15 protein-coding genes are annotated in these 19,401 nt (G+C 61.2%); 3 read left to right on the top strand and 12 right to left on the bottom strand.

Annotation, left to right across the window (positions count from 1 at the left end; genetic code table 11):
- Positions 1-72: 72 nt before the first annotated feature.
- A complete protein-coding gene (locus BM194_RS12435) occupies positions 73-1,371 on the bottom strand; it encodes a M18 family aminopeptidase (protein ID WP_092847204.1) in 1,299 nt (432 codons plus the stop codon).
- Positions 1,372-1,497: 126 nt separating this feature from the next.
- Here BM194_RS12435 and BM194_RS12430 point away from each other — a divergent pair, with 126 nt between their 5' ends.
- Together BM194_RS12430 and ligB are read left to right on the top strand one after the other, a co-directional pair.
- Positions 1,498-3,561, top strand: coding sequence for a carboxy terminal-processing peptidase (locus BM194_RS12430; RefSeq protein WP_092847309.1), 2,064 nt, complete (start codon positions 1,498-1,500; stop codon positions 3,559-3,561).
- A 63-nt stretch (positions 3,562-3,624) separates the two neighbouring features.
- A complete protein-coding gene (gene ligB, locus BM194_RS12425; RefSeq protein ID WP_092847203.1) occupies positions 3,625-5,385 on the top strand; it encodes an NAD-dependent DNA ligase LigB in 1,761 nt (586 codons plus the stop codon).
- Positions 5,386-5,388: 3 nt separating this feature from the next.
- On the opposite strand, the gene BM194_RS12420 is transcribed toward ligB, so the two are convergent.
- From BM194_RS12420 to BM194_RS12370, 11 genes are read right to left on the bottom strand one after another with little or no spacing between them, the layout of a single operon-like run.
- On the bottom strand, positions 5,389-5,757 hold the full coding sequence (locus tag BM194_RS12420; protein WP_092847202.1) for a cytochrome C oxidase subunit IV family protein: 369 nt from the start codon (positions 5,755-5,757) through the stop codon (positions 5,389-5,391).
- Positions 5,758-5,769: 12 nt separating this feature from the next.
- Positions 5,770-6,432, bottom strand: coding sequence for a cytochrome c oxidase subunit 3 (locus tag BM194_RS12415; protein WP_092847201.1), 663 nt, complete (start codon positions 6,430-6,432; stop codon positions 5,770-5,772).
- A complete protein-coding gene (ctaD, locus tag BM194_RS12410; RefSeq protein ID WP_092847199.1) occupies positions 6,404-8,017 on the bottom strand; it encodes a cytochrome c oxidase subunit I in 1,614 nt (537 codons plus the stop codon). The genes BM194_RS12415 and ctaD overlap by 29 nt, the downstream gene beginning before the upstream one ends.
- A complete protein-coding gene (coxB, locus tag BM194_RS12405) occupies positions 8,014-9,033 on the bottom strand; it encodes a cytochrome c oxidase subunit II (protein WP_092847198.1) in 1,020 nt (339 codons plus the stop codon). Before coxB ends, ctaD begins: the two co-directional genes overlap by 4 nt.
- Positions 9,030-9,557: a hypothetical protein gene (locus tag BM194_RS12400; RefSeq protein ID WP_092847197.1), complete on the bottom strand. Its 528-nt coding sequence runs from the start codon at positions 9,555-9,557 to the stop codon at positions 9,030-9,032. The genes coxB and BM194_RS12400 overlap by 4 nt, the downstream gene beginning before the upstream one ends.
- Entirely contained in the window at positions 9,550-10,584 is a 1,035-nt protein-coding gene (locus BM194_RS12395) for a hypothetical protein (protein ID WP_092847196.1), read from the bottom strand. The genes BM194_RS12400 and BM194_RS12395 overlap by 8 nt, the downstream gene beginning before the upstream one ends.
- Positions 10,581-11,177 carry a c-type cytochrome gene (locus tag BM194_RS12390; RefSeq protein ID WP_092847195.1) on the bottom strand — a complete coding sequence of 199 codons (597 nt, stop codon included), beginning with the start codon at positions 11,175-11,177 and terminating at the stop codon, positions 10,581-10,583. The genes BM194_RS12395 and BM194_RS12390 overlap by 4 nt, the downstream gene beginning before the upstream one ends.
- A complete protein-coding gene (locus BM194_RS12385; RefSeq protein WP_244890954.1) occupies positions 11,174-11,683 on the bottom strand; it encodes a DUF3341 domain-containing protein in 510 nt (169 codons plus the stop codon). Before BM194_RS12385 ends, BM194_RS12390 begins: the two co-directional genes overlap by 4 nt.
- A gap of 13 nt (positions 11,684-11,696) precedes the next feature.
- Positions 11,697-13,061, bottom strand: a complete 1,365-nt coding sequence (gene nrfD / locus BM194_RS12380; protein ID WP_092847191.1) for an NrfD/PsrC family molybdoenzyme membrane anchor subunit — start codon at positions 13,059-13,061, stop codon at positions 11,697-11,699.
- Positions 13,058-16,183 (bottom strand): TAT-variant-translocated molybdopterin oxidoreductase, encoded by a 3,126-nt coding sequence (locus tag BM194_RS12375; RefSeq protein ID WP_092847190.1) that lies wholly within the window; start codon positions 16,181-16,183, stop codon positions 13,058-13,060. The genes nrfD and BM194_RS12375 overlap by 4 nt, the downstream gene beginning before the upstream one ends.
- Complete coding sequence (locus BM194_RS12370; RefSeq protein WP_092847188.1) at positions 16,171-16,824, bottom strand: cytochrome c3 family protein; 654 nt, start codon at positions 16,822-16,824, stop codon at positions 16,171-16,173. The genes BM194_RS12375 and BM194_RS12370 overlap by 13 nt, the downstream gene beginning before the upstream one ends.
- A gap of 275 nt (positions 16,825-17,099) precedes the next feature.
- On the opposite strand from BM194_RS12370, the gene BM194_RS12365 reads away from it, so the two are divergent.
- Positions 17,100-19,400, top strand: a complete 2,301-nt coding sequence (locus BM194_RS12365; protein WP_092847187.1) for a heavy metal translocating P-type ATPase — start codon at positions 17,100-17,102, stop codon at positions 19,398-19,400.
- Position 19,401 lies beyond the last annotated feature (1 nt).

Raw genomic sequence — 19,401 nt, 5'->3', positions numbered from 1 at the left:
CTAGGGAACCAACGCCAAGCGCCCGCAGTCTTTACTGCGGGCGCTTGCTTTTATCATTCTCTTTGATACCGATCAGGCCAGGATGCGGCGATTCAGGAAGGCGACCAGTGCACGGATCAGATAGCCCCGATCCTTGCTGCCTGCCGTTTCGCGAATCGAGTGCATGGCCCACTGTGGCACGCCAACATCCAGTGTGGGCACGCCGAGTTCCGTTGCAGTAATTGGCCCAATCGTGCTCCCGCAGCCCATGTCGGCACGAGTCACGAACGTCTGAACCGGTACGCCCGCTTCGCGACAGATGTCGCGGAACAGCGCTGACGTTGCACTGTTGGTCGCGTAGCGCTGATTGGCATTCACCTTGATCACCGGACCGCCGTTGATAGAGGGCCCATGAGCGGCATCATGCTTGTCGGCAAAGTTGGGATGCAGCGCATGTGCGTTATCGCAGGAAATCAATCGTGATGCCTGGATCAGGCGAACCCAGCCGTCTTCGCTGCCATCGCCAAGCTGGGCATGCACCCGGCGCAGCACGTCGACGAGAAATGGCCCCTGTGCCCCTGACGTACTGGCGCTACCGACCTCCTCGTGGTCGGTGGCTACGAGTATTGCCCCTTGCGAGCCATCGCAGTCCAGCAGGGCTTCCAGCCCGATGAAACAGGACAGCAGGTTGTCAAGGCGGGCACTGGCGATAAGTTCGCCTTCGATGCCAATCCGTGCGGGAGGCTGGGTATCGTAGAGACAGAGCTCGAAGTCGAGGATGTCGATATTTTCCAGCTTGTGCTGTTCATACAGCCAACGCTTGATAAGTCGCTGCAGATCGTTATGCTCACCGCCTTGGAGGAAGACGGGAGCCATCTGGGTCTGGGCATTCAGGGCTCGCCCATTGTTGGCTTCACGATCCAGATGGATCGCCAGGCTCGGTACCGTCGCCACGGGACGATCGACGTTGAGCAGCACGCCTTGCAAGCGACCATCGTCACGTCGCACATGCACGCGCCCGGCCAGGCCGAGGTCGCGGTCGAACCAAGGGGCCAGCAGTGCGCCACCGTAGACTTCAACGCCCAACTGCATCCAGTCGCGGCCAACGATCGGAGCATTGGGCTTGAGACGCAACCCAGGGCTGTCAGTATGTGCTCCGATCATGCGCAGTGCCTCGAGGCCGCTCTCGGGCAATTGCAGGGCAATGATCGACGAGTCGTTGCGTGTCACGACGATCCGGTCTCCCGGCGAGAGCGACCATGACTGGGTCTCGTCGATATGCCGGTAACCGGCCTGCTCGAGACGTGCCACCATGTTCGCTGTCGCATGCCAGGGGGTCGGAGAGCGCTGCAGGAAAGACAACAACCGTTCGAGCGTGGGATCGTGGGGCATGTTTATCCTCGTAAGGGTCTGTGTATGGCGACACAGGCTGCTACAATGGCTGGCCGGCGTCCATGCATCGCCTGCGTCGGTCACTTAGGGAAATGAGTGTACATGAATCCGGGAGTGCTTCTATTGATGAGCCTGACAGCAGCCACTCGGCGCGCTTTCTTTGTTTCGTTTCTGGCCGTATCGAGTACTCCGGCACTTGCGGACCTCAGCCCTACCGATGACCAGCGTCAGGCCGCGGTCGAGGTCGTAGAATCGCTTCGGTATGGACATTATGCCGATGTCGAGCTCAACGATGCGTGGTCGCAGCGCGCGTTCGACCAGTTTCTCGATGTTCTCGACTCCCAGCGCGCCTATCTCGTCCAGCGCGACATCAACCGCTTCAGCGACTTGCAGACGCACCTCGACGACGCCGTCGAGGAAGGCGAGCTCGAGCGCGTCTACGAATTCTACAACCTGTACCAGCAGCGTGTGGAAAGCCGCCTGGAGTGGCTCATCGACGAGATCGATGCCGGCCTGGATTACGATTACACCAGCAATGAGCGCCTGGCCATCGAGCGCGGTGACGAGCCATGGTCCGGTAATGAATCGGCGCTGGATACGCTGTGGACGAAGCGTCTCAAGAACGCTGCTCTCTCCCTTGAACTGAGTGGCCAGACAACGGAAGCGATCGAAGAGACCCTGCATGATCGTTACGCCAGCCAGTTGTCACGCATTCGCCAGACCAACCCCGAAGACGTGTTCGGGCTGTTCATGGCGGCCGTGACCAGCACCACCGATCCTCATACCGAATACCTGTCTCCGCGCCAGGGGGAGTCGTTCGACATCCAGATGCGGCTGTCGCTCGAAGGTATCGGTGCCCTGCTTCAGACCGAGGGCGAATACGTGAAGGTTTCCAGCCTGGTCCCCGGCGGGCCGGCCGACAAGAGCGGCCTGCTGCAACCTGCCGACAGGATCGTCGGCGTCGGCCAGGGCGATGAGGGGGAAATCACTAACGTGGTAGGCATGCGCCTCGACGAAGTGGTCGACCTGATCCGTGGTCCCAAGGGCTCGACCGTGCGCCTCGACATCGTCCCGGCCAAGGCCGTCGATGTGACGCGCTCACATGTCATCGAGATCGTGCGTGATACCGTCAAGCTGGAAGATCAGGCCGCCAGCAGTGAAGTCATCACGGTAACGCGGGACGATGGCGAGCATCGCATCGGTGTGATCGACATCCCGACTTTCTATGTTGATTTCGACGCGTGGCAGGCTGGCGAGGAAGATTATCGAAGCACTACCCGGGACGTGGCCAAGGAGATCGAAAAACTCAAGGCGGCTGGCGTGGAAGGCATCGTGCTCGATCTACGCAACAATGGCGGCGGCGCACTGCAGGAAGCCAACTCGTTGATCGGCCTGTTCATCGACCGCGGACCGACCGTTCAGGTGCGTGACGCCCAGGGGCGTATCAGCCTCTATGGCGATACCGACAGTGGCAGTCTCTATACAGGTCCGCTGGCGGTGCTGGTCAATCGCCTGTCGGCCTCCGCCTCGGAAATCTTCGCCGGGGCGATTCAGGATTACGGTCGCGGTCTTGTGCTCGGCAGCCGTACCTTCGGCAAGGGCACGGTGCAAACACTCAACGATTTGAGCCATGGCCAGATCAAGCTGACCCGAGCCAAGTTCTACCGCATCACGGGCGAAAGCACTCAGCACCGTGGGGTCTACCCCGACCTGCTGTTCCCCAGCCTGGTCGATCCGGACGTGATCGGCGAAAGCAGCCTGGAGAATGCCTTGCCGTGGGATACGGTTCGCTCCGTGCAGTACCGTCAGTACGGTGAGCCCAAGCGCTATCTGGAAACGCTGGAAAACCTGCATGAAGCGCGTATCGACCAAGAGCCCAATTTCACTTACCTGGAACGTCAAGCCTCGTTGATCAAGCAGCTTCGCGAGCAACAGACCTCGATCAGTTTGAATCGTGAGCAACGTCAGCGTGAAATGGATGCCCAGGAGGGCGAGCAGCTTTCCCTGGAAAACCAGCGACGCCAAGCCCTGGGCCTGGATCCGCTGGAAAACTGGATCGACGCCCGTGAGGAAGAGTCGACACAGGCCAACCAGGAGGAGGATGGCGAGCCCATCGATCGGGCACAGATCGTCGAAAGCGCCGAGATCCTCCTCGACTACGCTCGCTTGTCACAGACCGAGGCGGCATGACCTTTCTCTGTCTCGTCCGGCCACCACCGGGCGAGACATCGTTTGTGCTGGCCAGGAGGGCCAATGCATTCCCGCTGCCTGTTCGTCCTGCTGATACTGCTTCTCTGCGGGCCGACTCCCGTATTGTCCGATACACCAGCCTGCCCTACTGATACCCCTCGACAGCTTCACCACGCCCTCGAGCGCCTCCAGGCACAATTGGCGCACTGGGACGAAGCCTACTATCAGCGTGGCGAGCGACTGGTCGAGGATGGCGTCTACGATGCCGCCAAGCGACGCCAGCAACACTGGCGCACCTGCCTTGGCCTGACGTCACAGCCCGCGCCGACACCTGCTCCACCCGCACCCGCCGATGACGGCATTGCCCACCCTATCGTCCAGACCGGCTTGCACAAGGCCGATTCCCGCCAGGACGTGGCCAACTGGCTCAGTGCACACCAGCAACGCTCCTTGTGGATTCAACCCAAGGTCGATGGGGTCGCAGTGACATTGGCGTACGACAATGGCCGCCTGACCGCGGCGATCAGCCGTGGCGATGGCGTGCGCGGCCAGAATTGGCTGGCACAAGCCAGCCAGATCCCGGCTATCCCTGCACGACTCGAGGGTGCGCCGCCCCGCGTGGTGCTGCAAGGCGAGCTTTACCTGAAACGTGAAGGCCACGTTCAGGCCGAGGATGGTACGGCAGGCGCTCGCTCGGCCGTGATCGGTCTCATGGCGCGTCAAACTCTAAGCTCCAGCGATGGACGACGCATCGGTCTGTTCGCGTGGGATTGGCCCGACGGCCCCGAGGCCATGCCAGAACGCTTGGCCAGGCTGGCGAACTGGGGCATGGATACCGCCGTCTATACCCTGCCCGTTGCGAGCCTTGCCGAGGTGGCTGAACAACGCGATACCTGGTATCGCGCCTCCCTGCCCTTCGCCACTGACGGCATCGTCGTGCGTCAGGAGCAACGTCCGCCCTACGACACCTGGTTGGCCCAACCGCCCGACTGGGCGCTTGCCTGGAAACATCCGGCCCGACAGCGCCTGGCACAGGTCGAGGCCGTCGATTTCACCATTGGCCGCACGGGGCGTATCACACCTGTAGCGCGACTGCAGCCGATTGAATTGAACGATCGCACGGTTAGCCGGGTCAGCCTCGGCTCGATGGATCGCTGGAGGAAACTCGATATCAGGCCGGGTGATCAAGTGCTGGTCCGCCTGGCTGGCCTGACCATTCCCCATCTGGACTCGGTCGTGCTTGCCACGTCTCCCCGGCCGGACATCGCGGTACCTGACGAAACCATGTACGGACCGCTTACCTGCTTGACCCTGACCCCGGCATGCAAAGCGCAGTTCCTGGCACGCCTGGAGTGGCTGGGAAGCGATGATGGCCTGGGCATGACCGGCATCGGCCCGGCAACCTGGCAACAACTGGTCGAGTACGGCCTCATCGACGACCTGCTGGATTGGCTGACCGTGGACAAGGCCCAGCTCCTGACAATGCCGGGCGTTGCCGACGCACGGGCCGATGCTTGGCTCACCAGCTTCCGCCAGGCTCGCCAGCGCCCCGCGACACGTTGGCTGCAGGCGCTAGGCGTGCCGTCGCTGCCTGCTACCGTATATGACACATGGGCTGGCAACCTGAACTTATCGGCCCTGCAGGCCCGCGACGCGCATGAGTGGCAGCAATACCCTGGCATCGGCAAGGTGAGAGCGGCTCGTCTCGAGGCCTTCTTCAACCACCCGGCCATAGAGACAATGCTGCGCCGCCTGAACAAGGAGCAGATTCTCACAGGCGCCCCATCTTCCTCCCAGGCCGACCTTATGTGGCAGAGTGGCTAGGTATCAGGCACCGGTATCCGAGGCCCTAACATTCCCTGCACTATCGAGCGGGCATCCCTGGGCGTTTCTCGCCACGTCATCTGCCTGGGCATTGGGGCACTCGCCGATATCCCGCATGACATAGTCGACCATGGTCAACGTCAACATGATTGCCAGCCACATTACCCCTGCCAGCGCAAAGACACGCAGCAGATTGTTCGCTACTCGCAGCCCCATGAAAAATGACAGGATCAACGAGGCCATAATCGATGCGCACAGCAAGCTGAACAGATGCCCCATGAGTCCCGACACCAGCTTTGTTGCCGCGACACTTCCTCCCAGCACGATCAGGTAGGCTCCCCAGGCGAGCACGGGCGCCTTGACGTCCCTCATGTTGCAGCCCTCCTATGCACGCAGCAGGTACTGGGTCGTGAAGATGAAAACCCAGACAACATCCACGAAGGCCCAATAAAGCCCGTTGATCTGAATCTGACGTCCCAGACGCGATGGATCTCGCCAGCGCCACGTGAACACGACCATCACGCTCAGCGTGACCAGTCCCAGGCTCATATGCACCGCATGCAGCCCGGTCAGCACGTAGTAGAAATTGAAGAACATCTCGGCCCGATCGGGGTGCGCTCCAGGATACTCGAAGGCCAGCCCCAGGATCGGCATCAGCTTTTCGGTGTATTCGTGATGCCACTCGTAGCCCTTGATGCCCAGAAAGACCACACCGATCCCGATCGTGACGAACAGGAATGCCAGAGTCTTACGCCGCTGCCCGGCATTCACGGCCCGCTCCGCCAACGCCATGAACAGGCTACTGGTCACGAGTAATGCCGTATTGAACGTGCCCAGCTTCAGGTCCAGATGTGTCGCCGCCTCAGCGAACACCTCGGGGTAAGCGAAACGGTAGACGGTGAAGGCCGTGAATATGCCGCCGAACAGCATCAGCTCGGTAGCCAGAAAGATCCACATGCCCATCAGGTCCGCCTGACGCTGCTGGGTCAGGTCGTCGAACTGCTCGTCGGGCGCCGCCTTACTTGTTGTCGATGGTGTCGTAGTCATAAGGAGGACCTGTCACGGTTTGCGGCTCCAGGAAGTTGTGCTTGGGGGGTGGCGAATCCGTACGCCACTCGAGTCCGGCGGCTCGCCATGGGTTGGGCGGTGCCCGTTTACCCCAGCGCAGCGACCAGAGCAGATAGACCAACGGCAGCAAATAACCAATAGCCAGCACCCCGGCACCTAGCGAAGACATGACATGCAATATCTGGAAGTCTTCAGGATAGGTCTGGTAGCGCCGTGGCATGCCGGCATAGCCCATCAGGTACTGCGGAAAGAAAGTCAGGTTGAAGCCAATGAACAAGGCCAGCGCGGCTACCTTGGCCCAGATTTCCGGATACATGCGTCCGGTCATCTTCGGCCACCAGAAATGCAGGCCCCCCAGATAGGCGGTGACCATGCCGCCAACCATGATGTAGTGGAAGTGTGCGACAACGAAATAGGTGTCATGCACATGCACATCGACAGCCAGCGATGCCAGGAAGATACCGGTGAACCCACCTATCGTGAACAGGCCGACGAAGGACAGCGCATAGATCATCACTGCCGAGAAGATCAGCTTTCCCTTGTACAGGGTGGCCGTCCAGTTGAAGGTCTTGATGGCCGAAGGCAGCGCCACCAGGAAGGTGAAGAACGAGAACATCAACCCCGCGTACAGGCTCTGGCCCGACACGAACATGTGATGCCCCCAGACCAGGAAGCCGAACACGGTGATCGCCAGGATCGATATGGCCATGCCGTGATAGCCGAACACCGTCTTGCGCGAGAAACAGGTGATCAGCTCGGAAACCACTCCCATCCCAGGCAGTATCATGATGTAGACGGCGGGATGCGAGTAGAACCAGAACAGATGCTGGAACAGGATCGGGTCGCCGCCCAGGGCGGGATCGAAGATGCCGATGCCTAGCATGCGCTCGAGGATCAGCAGGATCAGCGTGGCGGAAAGCACCGGTGTTGCCAGCACCATGACCAGGCTGGTGGCATAGTTGGCCCACACGAACAGCGGCAGGCGGAACCAGGTCAATCCCGGCGCGCGCATCTTGTGCGTCGTGACGATGAAGTTGATGCCGGTCAGGATTGACGAGAACCCTACCACGAATACCCCGGTCAACGCCGCTACCACCGCCCGGTCGGCATATTGGGTCGAATAGGGCGTATAGAACGTCCAGCCGGTATCCACCCCGCTGGTAATCACCGCCGCGATGGTGAACACTCCGCCGATGGTATAGATGTACCAGGAAATGATGTTGAGCTTGGGAAAGGCCAGGTCCTTGGCACCGACCATCAATGGCAGCAGGAAATTGCCCAGTGTGTTGGGGATGGACGGTATCAGGAAGAACCACACCATCACCACGCCATGAATAGTGAACAACTGATTATAGGCATCGGCGCTGACCACGTCGCCCTCGGGCGTTATCAACTCAAGGCGAATAACCAGCGCCGCAAGCCCCCCCAGAAAGAAGAAGGCCGTGATGGAGACCGTATACAGCCAGGCGACCCGCTTGTGGTCGGTCGTGAACAACCAGTCGCGAAGCCGCCACCCACGACTCAGGTAGCTTTCGCTGGCTTGATTGGCCGCGGCTTCGCTCATCGACTTTCTCCTTCGTTTTCCTTGACCGATTCCTTGACCCAGTCGCCGGGCTGCAGGGACTTGATATAGGTCACGATGCGCAAGATATCTTCCTCCGAAAGTTGTCCGGCAAAGCTCGGCATGATCGGTTCGTACCCTGCCGCGATATGCTTGTCAGGCTGAAGGATCGAGTCGCGAATATAGGCTTCATCGGCCAGGATCACTTCGCCGCTGTCGAGTGCCACGCTGCGCCCGTAGAGTCCATCCAGCGAGGGAGCACGTGCATTCGACTTGCCCATGTGACAGCCGCTGCAGCCATGTGCCTGGAAAAGCTGCTTGCCGGCACTTGCCAGTGTTTGTCCCGAGCCCTGACGGGTCAGCCAGGCCTGGTAGTCGCCCCGATCCATGACCACCACCTTGCCCAGCATGCGCGAGTGGAAGCTGCCACAGTACTCGGCGCAGAACAGCCGATACTCCCCCGGCTCGGTGGCCTTGAACCAGGCCGTCTTCTCGGTGCCGGGCACGACATCGCGCTTGAGACGGAACGCGGGCACGAAAAAGCTGTGAATCACGTCCTGCGACGTGACCCGCAACCGAATGACCTCATCGACAGGCACGTGAATCGCATTGATCTCTCGGGTACCGTCGGGATGCTGAATCTTCCACATCCACTGCTTGCCGATGACATCGATGGTCATGGCCGGCTCAGGCCCGCGATAGCTATCCAGATATAACGTGGTAGCCCAGGCGAAGAAGCCCATGAACGCCACCAGCATTGCCGCGAGAACGGCGATCTCGACACGGTTCTCGGTACGCGTGGAGGGCAGGTTGGAACGATCGGCCGCCTTGTTACCCGCCCGATAGCGAAAGCCGAAGAAGGCAATCAGTCCCACGACCATCAACAGGATGATGGCGCTCGCCCCCACCAGCGCGAAGTAAAGGTGATCGAGCTGCCCGGCATGCTCGGTCGCCTGCGTCGGGATCAGATGCAGCCCTTTTTCCACCTCGGGTAGATAGGGCGCTACCTCGTCATTCATTCCCTGCCTCCTGTCCGCCCCTGGGATCGACGATCCCCCCCCGGTTCCGCAACGGCCCGGGCGGCCGGGACGTTCACCCTCGTCTGGCTACTGGCCTCCCCGCCCTTTCCGACCGGCGGCTCCACCAGACCCACACCTTGATCGGCATGGGTTTCTTGCTCGGGGAGTCCGCGTTGGACCAGCAACTGCATGGCTCGCTCGATCGGCATATGCACGCGTCCCGACTCTCGGTCGATCCAGCCCAGGCCATGGAGTTGCTCGCTCACCTCCTGGTTGAAGACAGCCAAGTCCGCCTTGGGAGAGGCTTGCAACTGCGGCACCTCGGGAATACTGGCGGGCACTGGATCACCGGCAAACGGATTAGGTGGATAAGGCACCTCCTCCCATACCGAAGCCATGAGAATCCATAGCGCCAGCAGGCAAAGCGGTATGAAACCGGCCATGAATGCCATGAACAGCACGGGAACACGCGCCGGCACATCGCTCTGCTCGTGCCCCGCCGTAGGGTTGGATGATTCACTCATTGCGCGCCTCCTGATGTTCAAGGCTCCGCCCGATCACCCAGACAAAACCGCCTCCTATCGCTACCAGCGCCGCCGGGACCAGCCAGGACTGGGTCGCCCGCCACTCCTCGAAGGCAGGCAGGACCATCCACTGTGTCTGCAATACGTAGCCGACAAGACAGATGCCGGTGGCAATACGCAGCCATCCCGGGCTCTGTTTGGCAGACGTCGACAACAGAATGGCGAAGGGAATCAGCAGGAAGAGAACGAAGGACATGCGACCGATCCACTGCCAGTTGCCCTCGGCACGGTGGATGTACCAGATGATCTCGTCAGGAATATTGCCCGACCAGATAACGATCAGCTGCGAGAATCCCATGAATGCCCAGCTCAACAACACCGCCAGCCAGATGTTGGCGATATCCTTGCGGACAGCCGGCGTGACACGCGGCGCCAGAATCCACAACCCCAGCGCCATGCCACTGGCCGCCATTGCACAGATCCGTTCCAGACCGAACACATCCGAATAAAATTCGGGTTCCAGCGACATGTACCAGTCGGTGGAGAAAAAGGTCAGGGTGAACACCCATAGAATCAGCCCTGGTGCTGCGATGGATCTGGCAAGGCGAGACTTGAAGGCCAGCAGCCAGGCCAACCCCAGCCAGACGACGAAGTAGACAATCCAGCGCACGAGCAAAAAGGGTTCATTGAGGTAGAGCAGCTTGCGACGCACAACCTCGGGCAGTTCGCTCGGGGGGCGCGTCCAGGAAAACAGCTCGTCGACGCCGAACAGCACGGGCAACATCGCCAGGGCAAACAGTGGCATGGTGAATGTCAGTGCCCGCCAGACTCCCTGGCTGGCCTGCCCCCAGGCGCCGCCGGTCATGGCGAAGGTCATCAGCACGGCAGCGGCACCCAGCGGCAATGCTCCCCAGGTCAGTGATGCCACCAACCAGCTGCGCAGGAACGCCGTCCAGTCGTATAAGGCCCCAACGAGGCATATAACCAGGGCCACCAGGCCGATGATCGGTACCAGTGGTCTCGTCATTGATGGCCCTCCTCTGCCGATGTCGCGGTTCCTGCCGCTGCCGGGTCGTCCTGATCCAACTGGGCTCGTTGTTCCTCCGTCAAATCATCGAGACGGGCATACTGTGAAAGCTGCAGGGCCTGGATATAGGCGGCAATGGCCCAGCGATCCTGCGGCGGAACACGATCGGCATAGGAATACATCACGCCATAGCCATCGGTAATGACGTCATAAAAATGGCGCAGCGGCGCATTGCGCAGGCGGTCGGTATGAAACGACGGCGGCGCCGGAAAGCCGCGCTGCACGATCATGCCGTTGCCGTAGCCGGTGCGCGCATGGCAGGGCGAACAATAGACGTTGAACTGTGCCTGCCCCCGCTCCAGCAGTTCGCGTGTCAACGGCATGGGCAAATTGTCCGACACGGTCAGCTCGACCGGCGCATCGCGAGGGACGGTGCCGGCCACGGGCTGGCGCGCCGATTGGTTATCAGGCCAGCGTGGTGCGGCTTCGTAGGTCTCGAACTTGGGCTGGTTGGTCATTGGCTCCTGATCGCAGCCAGACAACAATATGCCCAACCCGACGAGTAACCCCAGATACCCGGCCAGGCGACTCATTCCGGGACCTCCCACACCTCGACCGCAGCCAGTTCACGCAGACGCTCTACCGTTCTGCCTCCGGCATAACGGCTATCGTGACGACTCACGATCAAGAAGAAGCCATCATCCGTGGCGCGCTCGAACTCGCTGATGTTGAAGGCTGGGTGATAGGGTCTGGGCAAGCGATTGCCGAAGAGCATGGCCACGGCTGCACCCAGTACGGCAAATAGCAGCCCGAACACGAACGCGGGTATCAGAAACGCCGGCCAGCTATGCAGCGGCTTGCCGCCCACAACGAAGGGATAGCTCAGTACGCTGGCATACCACTGCATGAAATAGACGCCAGCCGCCCCGAGAATGGCCGCCGCCAGCGACAGGATCGGCACCCAGCGCGGCTTGAACGCCATGGCCTCGGTCAGGCCTTCTACCGGGTACGGTACGCAAGGCTCGAGCTCACGGTAGCCAGCCTTGCGCATCTGTTTTACAGCCTCGACCAAGGCTCCGGCCGTTTCAAAGCGAGCCATGACGCCATACTCCTCAGCCATCGTTGCCTCCCTTGTTACGCTTGGCGATGAGTCCACGCATGTCATGGAGCGAAATCAACGGCATGATGCGTACGAAGACCAGCAGCAGCACTCCGAACACACCCAGCGATCCAATGTAGACGGCCCAGTCCCAGGCTGTCGGCCAGGCCTCGCCCCAGGCCGAGGGCATGTAATCCGCATGCGTCGAGGTGAAGACGATCTGGAAGCGCTCCAGCCACATGCCGATGTCGCTGGTGATCGCCAGACACAGCATGGCAATCGGCGATCGGCGCACCCGCCTGAACCACAGCAACTGCACCAGCACCACGTTGCAGACGATCATGCTCCACCAGGCCGGCGCATAGGGCCCGGTCCAGCGGTCGATATACACGTAGCGGTAGTAGTCCTCGCCCGAATACCAGGCAAAGAACATCTCTTGGGTGTAGGCGTAATCGACGACCAGTGCGAACACCAGCATCATGCGTCCCAGGTAATCGAGATGGGTCCGCGTGACGAGATCCTGAAGACCAAACATGCTGCGCAGTACCACGGCAAGCAGCGCCACTGTAGAGAAGCCCGAGAACAGTGCCCCAGCGACGAAGTACGGCGGAAAGATGGTGAAGTGATAACCGGGCACGATGGATACTGCCAGATCCAGCGAGATGATCCCGGTGACGGCCACCACGATGGGGGCGGCGACCGAGGAAAGGATCATGTTGGCCTTCTCGTAGCGTGCCCAGTGCGTGGCAGAACCGCGCCAGCCGATGGCCAGCGTGCCGTAGAACACTCGGCCGAACCAGCTCGATGCCCGGTCGCGCAGGGTCGCCAGGTCAGGCAGCAGGCTCATGTACATGAAGGTCGCCGTGAAGGTCAGGTAGGTGAAGATGGCAAAGAAGTCCCACACCAGCGGGCTGCGCCATTGCGGCCACAGCTCCATGGCATTGGGGTATGGCAGCAGGTAGTAGAAGAACCAGGGCCGGCCCAGGTGAATGATGGGGTAAGCGCCAGCCAGCACCACGGCAAACATGGCCATGGCCTCGGCGAAACGGTTGATCGAGGCGCGCCAGGGCTGACGGGTGATCAGCAGCACGGCGGAAATCAGCGTGCCGGCGTGGGCAATCCCGATCCACCAGATCGTGTTGGTGATGGGAAATCCCCAGGCGACTGGGATGTTGACGCCAAAAAGCCCGATCCCCACCTCGAACATGTAACCCAGTGCCCCGAAGAACATCAGGGCAAGCAGGCCGCAAACGAGCAAGGCGATGAACCACGAACGTGGTGTGGGATCGCGCAGCACCAGATTGCTGATGCGCTCTGTCAGTCGAGCATGGGTAAGGTCGGGGGGCAGCAGTGGACGGTGCTTGTCGTGTCGCTTCATGCCGCCCCCCCCCGACCGCTGGCCGTCACGGCAGGCTCGAAGATCTTGACCACCTGTTCGTCGTCATCGAGTGCGTCCAGCGAGGCCTGATGCACATCGGCCTTGGCCTTCTCCGGTGCGACCAGCGGGTCGGTCTGCGGCGCCTGGACATCGGGATTCGGGTTGCCGACACCGGCCAGGTAAGACACGCGCGGGCGCGTGTTGAGATGTTCGAGCATGCCGTAGTTAAGCGGATGATCCTTGAGCCGCCTGACGTGACTGCCCTCGTCGCTGATATCGCCAAACACGATAGCCTGAGTCGGACAGGCCTGCTGGCAGGCGGTCTGCAATGCGCCATCGGGTATCGGCTCATCCTCGATATCCGCGGTGATACGCACCCGATTGATGCGCTGGACACAAAAAGTGCATTTTTCCATGACCCCACGTGAGCGCACCGTAACCTCGGGGTTATGAACGGGCTCGGGCTGGCTATAGGTCGCCTGCTGGCCGGTGTAATCGAACCAGTTGAAGCGTCGTACCTTGTACGGGCAATTCTGCGAGCAGTAGCGAGTACCGATGCAGCGGTTGTAGATCATTTCGTTGAGCCCCGAGGCGGAGTGCTGGGTCGCCTCGACAGGGCATACGTATTCGCACGGCGCGTTCTCGCAATGCATGCACAGCACCGGCTGGAAAAACAGGTGCGGGCTTTCCGGCGGGCCCTCGAAATAGCGGTCAATGCGGATCCAGTGCATTTCCCGCCCCCGGGAAACCTCTTCGGGTCCGACAATGGGGATGTTGTTTTCGGCCTGGCAGGCCGTGACGCAGGCATTGCAGCCAATGCAGGCGGTGAGATCGACTGCCATGCCCCAGGCATAGTCGGCCTCGCGCTCTGCGGGCCAAGGCTCGGGGTAGAGGGACTCGTGAGGCCCCGGATGCTTGGCGAACTCGGGATGCTTGCGGTATTCCTCGAGCGTGGTGGCACGAATCAGGTCGCGATCGTGGATCGCATGGTGATTCTGGGTCGTGGCCAATGTCTCGTGGCGATCCAGTTTTTCCAGCGTGACAGGACTCGCCCAATGGTGGTTCGTCGTGTGGAATACATAGGCATCATTACCCACCCCGTCGGCAATTCGCCCACCCCCTTGGCGGCCATAGCCCAACTGAAGTGTGACGGCCCGATCCGGCATGCCCGGTAATGGGTAGACGGGAACCTCGACGTCAGCCCCGCTGGCTTGTGCCGACACGCGAACCACATCGCCCTCGCTCAGCCCACGCTCCCTGGCCAGGACAGGACTGATCAGCAGCGCATTGTTCCAGGTCAGCTTGGTCAGCGGGCGAGGCAGTTCCTGCAGCCAACCGTTATTGGCATAGGAGCCGTCCCAGATAGCCGGATCAGGTTGTAACTGCAGCGTGATGGCAGCGTCGGGGATGCGCTCGTCCGAAGCAAACGACAGCGTTTGCGTCCAGTCTTCACGCAGTGCAGGCGTCAGGGTCGCGTAAGCACTCCCGTCGACCATGCCGTCGCGCAGGCTGCGTCGCCAGAACGTCTCGAAGTCACCGCCCTGATGCTGGTCGAGCCAATAGTCGATCAGCAGCTGGCGAGCGTCTTCGTCCGTGCCTTTCTCCAAGGCTGCCAGGATCTGCAATGCACTCTTGCCACCATGCAGAGGCTGGATCAACGGCTGCAGCAGGCTGACCGTACCATCGAAGGCACGGGCGTCCGCCCAGGTCTCGAGCGGATGGCGGGCAGGAATGTGCCAGTGCGACATCCGTCCCGTCTCATCGAAGTACTCCCCCCAGTGCAGTCGCCAGGGCACCTGACGGTAGGCCTGCCGGAAGTCGAGGTCGGCCGGCGCCGTATAGACGGGATTGGTCCCCATGACCACCAGCGATTCCACCTGGCCATCCTGCATTGCCTCGACCAGCTCCTCCAAGGGCCTTGCGGCATGGCTCGCATCGACTGGCGGAATGTAGGTGACCGTCTTGCCGACCGCTTCCAGTTTTCCGTTGATTGCCTGGGCGATGGCATGCACCGCTGGCGAGTGCTGATCGCCAGGCACCACGACAGCTGCTCCGGCATTGCGTCTCAGGTCGTCGACCAGCGGAGACAGCCAACTCTCCGGCACGACGGGGTCACCCGGCGGCTCGATATCGAGCCCGAACGCAGCAGCCAACTGTCGGGCGAAATCCTCCACCTGATGAAATGGCAGGCGGTAGCGGTGATCTGCAATGCTGCCGGTGATGCTCGGCGTCGATTCCACAGTGTACAGGCGTGCCAGAAAGCCCTCGTTGTCGCGGGGCCGGCGCTGTGCCATGAAATCACGCGAGTAGCGCAGGAAACCGGGCTGCGCCTGCATGAAGTTGGCGTCCAGTGTCAGGACGATACGCGCCTGATCGAAGCGATAGACCGGCTCGAGCGGCATGCCGAACAATTGCTCGCTTCCCGCATAGACGGCATGCCGGTCGATAGGCTCATGAGCATACCAGCGCGCTTCGGGCCAGCGCTCGAGCAAGGCCTGCAACGCAGCAAGCTGGCTCGGCGAGGTCAGGCTATCAGTCAGGAAACAGAGCCCTCTGCCCTGTGTACGGTCCCACTCGAGACGCTTGTCCTGCAGCGTCATCAGGAAACTGCCGTAACCTGCCACCTCTGCCCGGTTCATCACTGCGGCCGAACGGTCCGGATCGTAGAGTGACAATACCGAGGCCTGGGAGAAGACATCGCACGCCCCCAAGGTGGCCGGATGGTCCGGATTGCCTTCGAGTTTGACCGGTCGCCCCTGATGGCTCTGTGCCAGCAGGCCATGCGCATATCCCCCGATCAGGTGCGAGGTGGCATAGTAGCGCGGCATGCCCGGCACCTCGCCTTCCGGCATGTTGACGTAGGGAACGATGAATTCCCGTGGTTGCCTGCCACAGGCGGTCAGACCGGCCAGCGCCATGCTGGCCGCCATCAGCTTGAGCGCCCCCCGCCGATCCACAGGCGCTTCCCAGACGGCCCCCAGACGTGGGAATTCCTGATGCAGGAACTGTCCGAATGCCTCGCTCTCGGCCAGCTCTTCCAGGCTGCGCCAGTACTGGGGGCCTCGCGCCTGGCCCAGCCGTTCACGAATATGCTGCAGTTCGTCGTGGCTTATCGATGACATGTGACGCACTCGGTCAGGTTGTCCTTGCGGATGGCATAGCGTTCCAGCAGCTCATGGCCTGGAATCCCGTCCTTGGCAGGGTCGTAGCCCATTGTCGTGATCTTGTCGGAAGGCCGAAGATTGGGTTCGGGGTTGCGGTGACAGGAGAGACACCACTGCATGGTCAGAGGCTTTCTTTGGGACGTGATAGGCATCTCATCGACACGTCCATGGCACGACTCACAGCCGACGCCGTTGTTCACATGAGCTCGGTGACTGAAATAGGTGAAGTCCGGGAGGTCATGGACCCGGACCCATTCGATGGGCTCGTCACGCTTCAAGCTCTGCCGCACCGGTTCCAGCATCTCGGCGTTGGTCCATAGCTGGGAATGGCAGGTCATGCAGGTATAGGTAGGAGGCAGCCCGGCAAAATCAGACTTTTCGACCCCGGTATGGCAATACTGGCAATCGAGCCCCAGGCCGCTCACGTGGTGCTCGTGACTGAACGGCACCGGCTGCTCCGGCGTCGTGAATACCCCGGTGTCATGGGCCGAGCTCCCGATCGTGATGGCAACGAGTATAAGGATCACGACACCGAAAGCGCCGCCCCAAAGGGCCATGCTGACCAATGAATTCGCCCGACGGGGAAATATTTGCGGCATCGGTCTCTCCCTGACCTAGCTCTTCTTGTCTCCTTTCTGACGCCTTCTTCGGCCTCAACCGAACTAACTATAGGAAAGGGTCGCCTGGTTGCGCCAATCAGCAGCCAAAATTCTTGTGGCACTGACTTGTTTCTAAAGAGAAATTAATCTTCGAAACCAACGGCAGCGACTGCGTGGCCTGTGCACTTGCCAGTGAAGGGATCGCGTTTACCGTTTAGTTATCACTGGCATTCTTCACTACGCTCAGCACGGAAACACAACGTGACGAGCACACCATGTCCCAGCTTTTGCATGACAGCGCTAGACCGGGTATCGACTCATCGGACCATGGCGCCTCATCCACTCCGACGGAGTGCGATGCCATTTTTGTCGTGCAGGGCATGTGGTGCAGCAGTTGCGCTTTTGCTGTCGAGCACTTCCTTAAAAAGCAGCCTGGCGTCCTCGATGCCAGCGTCAACTTCGTGACGGCAACGGCCCTGGTTCGCTGGCTACCTGCCACGACGAATCAGACCCAACTGGAGCAACGAGTCAGCTCGCTTGGTTATCGGCTAACGACCCAGGCCACGGCTCAAGAAAGCCGCGAACGGATGTCACGCACTCGTCGAGGGTTGATCGTTCGGCTTGGCGTGAGTATTGCCTTCGGCATGTGGACATTGATGGCCTCGGCGCTGCACTATTTCAATTATGGCTTGGGACAGCAGGTCGACTGGTTCATTGCCTTGATGGCCGCCCTGCTCGCCCTGCCCGTGGTCGGCTATGCCGGCCTGCCCTTCTATCAGGCGGCCTGGCGCACGCTGCGGGCCGGGCATCCCGGCATGGACGTGCTGGTCAGCCTGGGCGTGATCAGTGCCATGACATTTTCGGTCTGGCAACTCTGGCGAGGCTCGTCCGATGTCTATGCCGATACCGCAGTCATGCTGGTCACGCTGCTACTGGCAGGGCGTCTCGTGGAACTGGCCAGCCGCCAGACTGGCATGGAGGCCCTGTCCAGCCTGGACGATCTGACGCCAGAGCGTGCACGGGTATGGCGAGACGGCCACTGGGCCTCCCTGCCGCTGGACATTGTTCAGCGTGGTGACCGGGTCAGCGTCGATGCGCAGGCCACCCTGCCCTTCGATGGCACGCTGGAGGATGCACACGCCCTGATCGACCGCGCCATGCTCACGGGTGAGACCACGCCGGTACTGATGACCCGAGGTGATCGTGTCGAAGCGGGCTGCGTCAATACCGGGTCCTCGCTGACCCTGCGCGTCGATGCCGAGCTGGGCCAGCGTTATATCGACAGCCTGCGCAACCGTACCCTGCAGCTTCATGCTCGCAAGGGAGAATTCCAGAAGGTCTCGGACAGTGTCGCGCGCTGGCTGCCCTCTGCCGCCCTGGGTCTGGCCGCGGTCACGTTCATGGTGGTCTCGGTGCGAGGAATTGAGTTGGATGAGGCGTTCGCCTGGGCATTATCGGTGCTCATCGTCGCCTGTCCATGTGCCGTCGGCCTGGCCATTCCTGTCGTGACACAGGCGGCGACGACACGCGGGCTGCGCCAAGGAATCGTCTTCAAGGACCTTAGCGCCTTCGAGATGCTGGCCAGAGCACGTAGCATCGCCTTCGACAAGACCGGTACCCTGACGACCGGGCAGCTCGGGATTCGCGAGATCCAGACCGCACACGATATCGAGGCGGATGAGGTATTGCGCCTCGCGGCTCAGGCCGAACAGGGCATCACCCATCCCTTGGCTCAAACGCTGCGACGCCACGCCATACAACGCGGACTGACACTCGAAGACGGCCTGCCCACGACGCACTATCCCAGCCAGGGAGTCATCGTCCACAAACCTCGAGAGGAGATCCTGCATGTCGGTTCGCCCCGCTGGCTTGAGGAGCAAGGTATCGATATGCCCCCAGACACTGAGGCCACAGGCAAACTCGTAGGCGTGGCACGTGGGCGGCACTGGCTGGGCACCCTAATCCTCGACGAGACGCTGACACCCGATGCTGCCGAGGCCGTGGCTCACTTTCGAGACGCCTCGTTCACACTGGCACTACTCAGCGGCGATCGGGCAGCAAACGTGCATGCCCTCGGTTACCGTGGAGGCTTCCGCCGCAGCGAACGCTTCGCGGAGTTGACGCCTGACGCCAAGGCCCGGCTTCTCGCTACACTGCCGAAGCCTTCGATGTTCGTGGGTGACGGCATCAACGATACCTTGGCCCTGGCCACGGCAACGACAGGGATCAGCGTCGCAGGCGCGACGCCGCAAGCGCGAGACATCGCCTCGGTGTCCTTGCTCACGACAGGCATCGGTCAGGTGTGGAAAGCGCATCGACTGGCGAGCTCGGCCTATCGCCTGATGCGTCAGAATCTGGCGTTTTCGGTAGCCTACAATGTGCTGGCCTTGAGTCTCGCGATGTGGATGCCGATCCCCCCGGTGATCGCTGCCGCCGCCATGGCGCTCAGCTCGGTCAGCGTGCTGGCAAATGCCGCGCGACTCTACATTCCATCGGATGACGACACACAAGCGCAGATGGGATCCAGTTCATCTGGACAAACGAATCAAGCAAGCAAGCCGGAAGCTATCGTCTGAT

This window comes from Modicisalibacter xianhensis, from assembly GCF_900113605.1.
GTDB lineage: Bacteria > Pseudomonadota > Gammaproteobacteria > Pseudomonadales > Halomonadaceae > Modicisalibacter > Modicisalibacter xianhensis.
Note: the sequence above shows the minus strand (reverse complement) of the source record. Positions and strands in the feature narration are given on the sequence as shown.

What these genes read in the sequence shown, in the direction of transcription:
- BM194_RS12365 (WP_092847187.1), top strand. Translation starts at nt 17,100, where the DNA reads ATGTCCCAGCTTTTGCATGACAGCGCTAGACCGGGTATCGACTCATCG.
- ligB (WP_092847203.1), top strand. Translation starts at nt 3,625, where the DNA reads ATGCATTCCCGCTGCCTGTTCGTCCTGCTGATACTGCTTCTCTGCGGG.
- BM194_RS12375 (WP_092847190.1), bottom strand. Translation starts at nt 16,183, where the DNA reads ATGTCATCGATAAGCCACGACGAACTGCAGCATATTCGTGAACGGCTG.
- BM194_RS12390 (WP_092847195.1), bottom strand. Translation starts at nt 11,177, where the DNA reads ATGAGTCGCCTGGCCGGGTATCTGGGGTTACTCGTCGGGTTGGGCATA.
- nrfD (WP_092847191.1), bottom strand. Translation starts at nt 13,061, where the DNA reads ATGAAGCGACACGACAAGCACCGTCCACTGCTGCCCCCCGACCTTACC.
- BM194_RS12430 (WP_092847309.1), top strand. Translation starts at nt 1,498, where the DNA reads ATGAGCCTGACAGCAGCCACTCGGCGCGCTTTCTTTGTTTCGTTTCTG.
- BM194_RS12370 (WP_092847188.1), bottom strand. Translation starts at nt 16,824, where the DNA reads ATGCCGCAAATATTTCCCCGTCGGGCGAATTCATTGGTCAGCATGGCC.
- BM194_RS12395 (WP_092847196.1), bottom strand. Translation starts at nt 10,584, where the DNA reads ATGACGAGACCACTGGTACCGATCATCGGCCTGGTGGCCCTGGTTATA.
- BM194_RS12385 (WP_244890954.1), bottom strand. Translation starts at nt 11,683, where the DNA reads ATGGCTCGCTTTGAAACGGCCGGAGCCTTGGTCGAGGCTGTAAAACAG.
- BM194_RS12400 (WP_092847197.1), bottom strand. Translation starts at nt 9,557, where the DNA reads ATGAGTGAATCATCCAACCCTACGGCGGGGCACGAGCAGAGCGATGTG.
- BM194_RS12420 (WP_092847202.1), bottom strand. Translation starts at nt 5,757, where the DNA reads ATGAGGGACGTCAAGGCGCCCGTGCTCGCCTGGGGAGCCTACCTGATC.
- BM194_RS12415 (WP_092847201.1), bottom strand. Translation starts at nt 6,432, where the DNA reads ATGACTACGACACCATCGACAACAAGTAAGGCGGCGCCCGACGAGCAG.
- ctaD (WP_092847199.1), bottom strand. Translation starts at nt 8,017, where the DNA reads ATGAGCGAAGCCGCGGCCAATCAAGCCAGCGAAAGCTACCTGAGTCGT.
- coxB (WP_092847198.1), bottom strand. Translation starts at nt 9,033, where the DNA reads ATGAATGACGAGGTAGCGCCCTATCTACCCGAGGTGGAAAAAGGGCTG.
- BM194_RS12435 (WP_092847204.1), bottom strand. Translation starts at nt 1,371, where the DNA reads ATGCCCCACGATCCCACGCTCGAACGGTTGTTGTCTTTCCTGCAGCGC.